At 42.5% G+C, this 6000-nt stretch carries 8 protein-coding genes; 6 read left to right on the top strand and 2 right to left on the bottom strand.

Annotated features, from left to right (window positions below; genetic code table 11):
• Window positions 1-94: 94 nt before the first annotated feature.
• Window positions 95-274 (bottom strand): hypothetical protein, encoded by a 180-nt coding sequence (locus QD47_RS21340; RefSeq protein WP_044648017.1) that lies wholly within the window; start codon window positions 272-274, stop codon window positions 95-97.
• Between the two features lie 185 nt (window positions 275-459).
• On the opposite strand from QD47_RS21340, the gene QD47_RS21335 reads away from it, so the two are divergent.
• The 6 genes from QD47_RS21335 (at window position 460) to QD47_RS21315 (ending at window position 5239) form a co-directional block, all read left to right on the top strand.
• The gene (locus QD47_RS21335; RefSeq protein ID WP_044648016.1) at window positions 460-831 is read left to right on the top strand and encodes a hypothetical protein; all 372 of its coding nucleotides are present in this window, start codon (window positions 460-462) and stop codon (window positions 829-831) included.
• 281 nt (window positions 832-1112) lie between these two features.
• The gene (locus QD47_RS21330) at window positions 1113-1880 is read left to right on the top strand and encodes an isocitrate lyase/PEP mutase family protein (protein ID WP_044648015.1); all 768 of its coding nucleotides are present in this window, start codon (window positions 1113-1115) and stop codon (window positions 1878-1880) included.
• A gap of 38 nt (window positions 1881-1918) precedes the next feature.
• A complete protein-coding gene (locus QD47_RS21325; protein ID WP_044648014.1) occupies window positions 1919-2476 on the top strand; it encodes a bifunctional transcriptional activator/DNA repair enzyme AdaA in 558 nt (185 codons plus the stop codon).
• 44 nt (window positions 2477-2520) lie between these two features.
• Window positions 2521-3036 (top strand): methylated-DNA--[protein]-cysteine S-methyltransferase, encoded by a 516-nt coding sequence (locus tag QD47_RS21320; RefSeq protein ID WP_044648013.1) that lies wholly within the window; start codon window positions 2521-2523, stop codon window positions 3034-3036.
• Window positions 3037-3132: 96 nt separating this feature from the next.
• Entirely contained in the window at window positions 3133-3708 is a 576-nt protein-coding gene (locus QD47_RS33380) for a hypothetical protein (RefSeq protein WP_235332324.1), read from the top strand.
• 109 nt (window positions 3709-3817) lie between these two features.
• Entirely contained in the window at window positions 3818-5239 is a 1422-nt protein-coding gene (locus QD47_RS21315) for a stalk domain-containing protein (RefSeq protein WP_235332323.1), read from the top strand.
• A gap of 87 nt (window positions 5240-5326) precedes the next feature.
• Here the strand turns inward: QD47_RS21315 and QD47_RS21310 are convergent, their stop codons facing one another.
• Entirely contained in the window at window positions 5327-5884 is a 558-nt protein-coding gene (locus QD47_RS21310; protein WP_044648012.1) for a YdhK family protein, read from the bottom strand.
• Between the last annotated feature and the right edge of the window lie 116 nt (window positions 5885-6000).

The raw sequence follows: 6000 nt of genomic DNA, 5'->3' as shown, positions 1-6000 counted from the left end.
ATGCTGTTTGCGGTTGCCTCTCTATGTAATTATGTGAGTGTTACCCCAAATGTTGAAGGCTGCAAACAGTTAGTGAGAAAGCCTGTTGAATCTATCAGGATTTGAACTTCTGCTCTATACGCTTCTTATTCTTTTGACGCCAAATCCATCTTTCGATAAAGTTTTTTTCTTTTCTTTCCTGAAGTGTTTCTTTCATACCCTTGATGAGAAATTCGGATCTCCGCTTGTCATTTCTGCTAATTTCGCGCAGTTCCTCAATAAATTTAGTGTCCATGTCCGCATCTCCGTTAGTTCAGGATTGTACAATGTGCTAAGCTAGATTATACAGAACATACGTTCCTTTTTCAAGTCTGTTACGTGTTTATGAAATCATAGAACGATTTTGTGAAATGGTAATCCCAGGCCCAAACCAATTCTTCCAGTGGACATAAGCTAGAATTGGAAAGGAGGAATTACAACATGATCAGCAAAGCATTTGTATCTCAAACGTATCCGCGTCTTACCGTCTTTGGTGAAGAAAATTTTCGGGGGGCCAGCAGAGTATACACGGGAAATTTAGGTATTCGCGATACGGATACCGTTCTCGATGGCATAGAGAGCCTGCGTTTCTTTTCTACAAGCAGCGATGCTACACTGGTACTCTTTACCCGCACGCGGTTTAGAGGTAATTTTCAAGTCTTCAGAGGCAATCGCCGCTTCGCCAACCTGGATGATCTGATTCGTGGAAATGATGTAGAATCTCTTATCTCTACCAATCAACGTTTGATGTTGCAGCAAATCCGTAATATCCGCAGTACCGGGAAACTTCCATCCGGCTATCGTTTGATCTAACGACCTCCCTTTCGACTTAAGGAACATTTTACAAGACTGTTTCAGGAGCTTGCAAGTTTCGGGCTTCCAGGGCAGTCTTTTCCGCTCTGAGCCAGCATCCTTTGAGCAATTAGCATAAGATGCTTCGCAACCTCCGAAGACAGAATGCCGAAAATATTTTCAATTTGCTTAATGGATTCGGAGCAAATAAGATTTCCCGAGAGCATAAGCGCAAGAATGAGGACGAAACAAATACAGCCTCTTGATAAAATGAGTTACATCACATATCAGGAGGCTATTACATGAACAAAATACAGCAATTTAAAGCACTTCATACATCAGAGGAACTTTTGTTTTTGGGGAATGCGTGGGACTTGTTATCTGCCGTGGCTTTGGAGAAGGCAGGCTTTCAGGCGATTGGAACGACGAGTTGGGGGATTGCGAATACGCTTGGATTGTCCGACGGGGAGCTTATTGATTTTGACCAGCATATAAGGATTATTCAGACGATTGCAGATCATGTCCAGATTCCGGTGTCGGCAGATATTGAGGCAGGGTATGGGGAGGACACAGCAACGATTGTCGAGCATGTTTTAAGGACAGCAGATGTGGGAGTCGCAGGGATTAATATTGAAGATTCATTAAAACAGCAAAAGGGACTTCGAGAAGTGGTTCTGCATAGTAACCTTCTGTCCAAGATTAGAGCAGCACTGGATGCTCATGGATTTAACGATTTTTTTATAAATGCAAGAACGGATACATATTTGCAAAAGGATACCCCGCTTTTGGAAACGATCGAACGAGCAAATGCGTATGTGGAGAGTGGAGCGAGCGGGATTTTTGTTCCGGGTTTGAAGGTTGACGATGAGATCAGGGAAGTGGTATATCAGGTACATGCTCCGCTTAATCTTTTATCCTTGCCGGGTCTGACGAATGTCAGTAAGCTTCAGCAATTGGGAGTGAAACGGTTTAGCTTTGGCAATGCCTTTTCGGATCATATCATGGTTGCTTTGCAAAAGAACGCCGAGCAGTTAATAGAGCTACAAGATACTTCGCATTTATATGGGTGATGATGAACTTTAGAAAGGAAAGGACAGGATATTCGCTCATGGCTGAAATCAATCTTTCTTTTGAAGAAATGTGGGAGAAAATTATGGCGTGTGATCGTAAATATGACGGGTTGTTTTTTACCGCGGTGAAAACAACCCGAATATACTGCCGACCTTCCTGTCGATCCAAAAAGCCGAAAAAAGTAAATGTTGAGTTTTATGATGACATCGACACTGTGGAAAAGGCGGGGTTTCGTGCCTGTAAAAGATGTCAGCCTCATATTGATCATTCACCGTATATCAGGCTTGTCCAGACTGTGGTTACCTTTCTGGTCAATCACTATAAGGAAAGATTGGTATTGCAGAATATTGCGGATTATGCTGGAGTAAGTCCCTTTTATCTGGATCGAATCTTTAAACAGGAAACCTCAGAAACCCCGCGTACCTATCTGGAAAAAATAAGAGTGGATAAAGCAGCATATCTGCTTAAAAGCACGGATTGTACCAATCTTGAGATTTGCTATGAGACGGGCTTTCAAAGTCCTTCGAATTTTTATAAGGCATTTCGCTGTTTGAAGCAGTGTTCCCCTAGTGAATACAGGAAGCTGAACAGGTGAATAGATGCTGTAGATCTATAGACACAGGAGGTTGTTATCCTTTTATGAGCAGGTTATATTTATTGAATTATGCATCCCCGATTGGAGAGATAGAAATATGGGGCACAGATGAGGCCGTCCATTCTATCATGTTCTCTGATCGGGATACATCAACTACCACGATGCTGGACGAGACTTCACACCCCGTTTTAGAGGCGTGCGCTAGTCAGCTTGACGAGTATTTTAAAGGTACGCGCTATGAGTTTACGTTTCCTCATGTTTTTGAGGGCACAGATTTTCAGAAAAATGTATGGGATGCTTTGGTGAAAGTAGGCTACGGTGAAACGGCGGCCTATAAAGACATTGCCTTTTCGATTGGAAATGAAAAAGCCATTAGAGCTGTAGGCAGCGCCAATGGGAAAAACAAGCTGAGTATCGTGATTCCATGCCACCGAATTATTGGTTCCAACCAGAAATTAACGGGTTATGCGGGGGGCTTATGGAGAAAGGAATGGCTACTCAGGCATGAGAATCAATTCAAGGAGCTAAATATGAATATGGAACAACAGCAAAAAAAGTAAGACATAATATCCATAATTGTCATCAGATGGAATGAACTTCATCTAACCCTATGCTATGATTTACCAAAAAGAAAGATTCAAAAAGGGGAAATAAGGATGAAGTTCAGAAGGACTATATTTTTATTTATGTTTTCAACGATACTCATGGGTTTGTTTGCTGTAGGAACAGAAAGAGCACATGCAGACAATTCGATGGTACTAAGAGATGGAAACAAGCTTATACTTATACTTGATGATGGTAACGGGATCAACAAAGAGTTTAAATTTAATATGGACTATAGTATTAAGCAAGGTACTCCAATTCGTTTGTACAGCAATCTTACTGAAATTTTCCCCGGAGATTTTTCGGTTGATTATGCTAATTCTACGATAACAATTTCGGATACTCACGCAGCACCTTATCCAGGATCAAAGAATTATATTGAGTTTCCGATTGAACCAGACATGGAATGGTCTGCCGGAAAAATGTGGGGTGTAGCTCTTCCTAATGGAGATGGTCTGAGTCGTACTTTTAAAATAAAGACCCGCAACGTGATTAAAGAGGGCACCAAGACCCATTTAATTATTGACAATACGCACATTTCTCCCTCTAATTTCACAGTTGATTACGTGAACAAAACACTAACGATTGAAAATAAAGCACCAGCACCTCCTTTTGGGGCGAAAAATTGAATTTTACTACAATAAATTGGACACCATCGACACAGAGCCCTCCGATAAATTCTCAATAATATCATTTTTCCGTGATCCAAGAATCATTCAGCTTGAAGCGGAATCCAAAATGGCTCCAACGGTCAGTGAACCAGTGGCTGCTCCATCTGTTGATGAGCCGAAAGTAACGCAGCCCGTTATCGAGTCTAAAGAGGATCAAGCTGTAGATGAATCGCCCGAGATTCCTTTGTCTATACCGTCTGGAGAATACTTTCCGGGTACGTTTACGATCAATTCTTCGGGTACTTCGTTTACGATTCGTTTGAAGATGAAAAATATTCAGCCCACGTACACTTCCTACGTTATGGTGAAAAATTCGGAAGAACAATTGGTTAAACGCATTCAGTTCGATCCGGCAACAACGTTTAGCTACCCTTTGAGTAACCTGAACTTGTCTACGGGCGGGTACTACTTTTATATTAAAATGATGGATCAGTCGGGGAATTCGGCAGCGTCTGTCCCCCAGTTTATTCCCGTAAATAATAACAAAGCTCAGGCTTTGGTGTTTATTGATGGGAAACTGCAACAATATGAGCAGCCTGCGACTTCGATTAGCGGAAGCATGCTGGTGCCGTTTCGTGCTGTTTTTGAGGCGCTTGGAGCGAAGGTGAAATGGGATGGTGCTACGAAGACCGTTACCGCGACCAAAGGGAATACAACGATCAAGTTAACCGTAGGCTCCAGAGATGCCTATATCAACGGTAAGTTAGTGCGTCTCAATGCGGCACCGAGATTAATTAACGGCAAAGTGATGGTTCCTATTCGCTTTGTAAGTGAGGCCCTGGGAGCCAAGGTAAAGTGGAATATTGCCGCTCAGAGTGTTGTGATCTTTCTTACCCCGCAACAGGTTTTAACAACAAATGAAAGTGAACAATTAATGGATGAAGACGAGGCCAACACTGAGCCACAATCGAAGCCTGCCATACTGAACAATATATCCAGTACCATCACCAAATCTTCTGATATCGTATTCGTTATTGATGTTACGAGTAGTATGACCGGAACGCTGGATTATGTAAGACAGAAGGTTAAAGGCTTTGTTGATTTGATTCCATCAGGCTCCCAATTTGCCGTTGTTGCATTTCGGGACATTAATTTAACAGCAGATAAAGATTTGGAGTATTTTGATTTTACGGCGGATAAGAGCAAGTTAAAAGGGAATTTGAATACGTTACGTCCTTCTGCTGGCGGGGATCTGAAAGAATCCGGGCTGGAGGCCATCCAGCTGGCTGTAAGTAAATTTTCCAAAAGCTCTAATTCCAAAACCATTATATTCATTACAGATGCACCCGTACATGATAAAAATACAGCGCTGGGTAAAGCCCGTTTTTCAGTGGACGAAATAAACGAGCAATTACAGAAAAATGGCGTTACTTTTAATGCGATAGTTCCTGCAAGCGGACTAGCCAATAAACAAATGAAAAAGCTCGTAGATAGCAACCAAGGAACCTTGTATGATATTAAGGATGCCAAGCTGAATTTAGCGAAGTAGGTTTGTCCAAACCATAATAAAGCCGTATAAAGGGAGCTGATGTCAGGCTCCCTTTTGCTATCATAAGCAACCTGTGATGTAAGAGTTCTAAATGGCTGAAAGCTCACTCTCCGTCACCCATTTATGATTTTTGACAGGCTCTCCTCCTGTAGTCGGCGTATAATCTACCATATATACGGTCGTTGGCTCAGCGGAATCAATGGTAGCCTTGGCCCCATCCATCCCCTTCATATGATCTGCTGCCAGGATAACTTCCGTGCCCGGTGCATAGGGCTCGCTGCCCGCATCTTTAATCTCTTCATGAATAACCCACTTATGATTAGTCACTTTTTCCCCTCCAGTGGTTGGAGTATATGAAACCGTATAAGCAGTAGTCGTATAAGCACCAACAATCGTGGCAGTAGCGCCGTTCATGCCTGCCATATGGTCAGCTCGGATGATCGCTTGGCTGCCAACTTTGAAGGCTGGATTTACAGCTTCTTTTAGTCCGGCAGGAAGCTCACTAGAAGTGGAATGGTTCATATCTGATGTGTCATGTTGTTGACTGCTGCTTGTCGGGTGCTCCTGGTCTGGAATCTTACTGTTCCCGCACCCGCTCAAAATAATCATAACTGCACCAGCGAGCAAAGCCCATTGTTTTCTCATATTTACAGCTCCTTTAGGGTTTTAATTCCACACTCAAATAAACCCCTGTGGGGTATATTTGAAACGAATGTAAATGACCAATTTGTGAATTGTCTTGCTTAACTATGGGGGTGATT

Source organism: Paenibacillus terrae (assembly GCF_000943545.1).
Lineage (GTDB): Bacteria > Bacillota > Bacilli > Paenibacillales > Paenibacillaceae > Paenibacillus > Paenibacillus terrae_A.
Note: the sequence above shows the minus strand (reverse complement) of the source record. Positions and strands in the feature narration are given on the sequence as shown.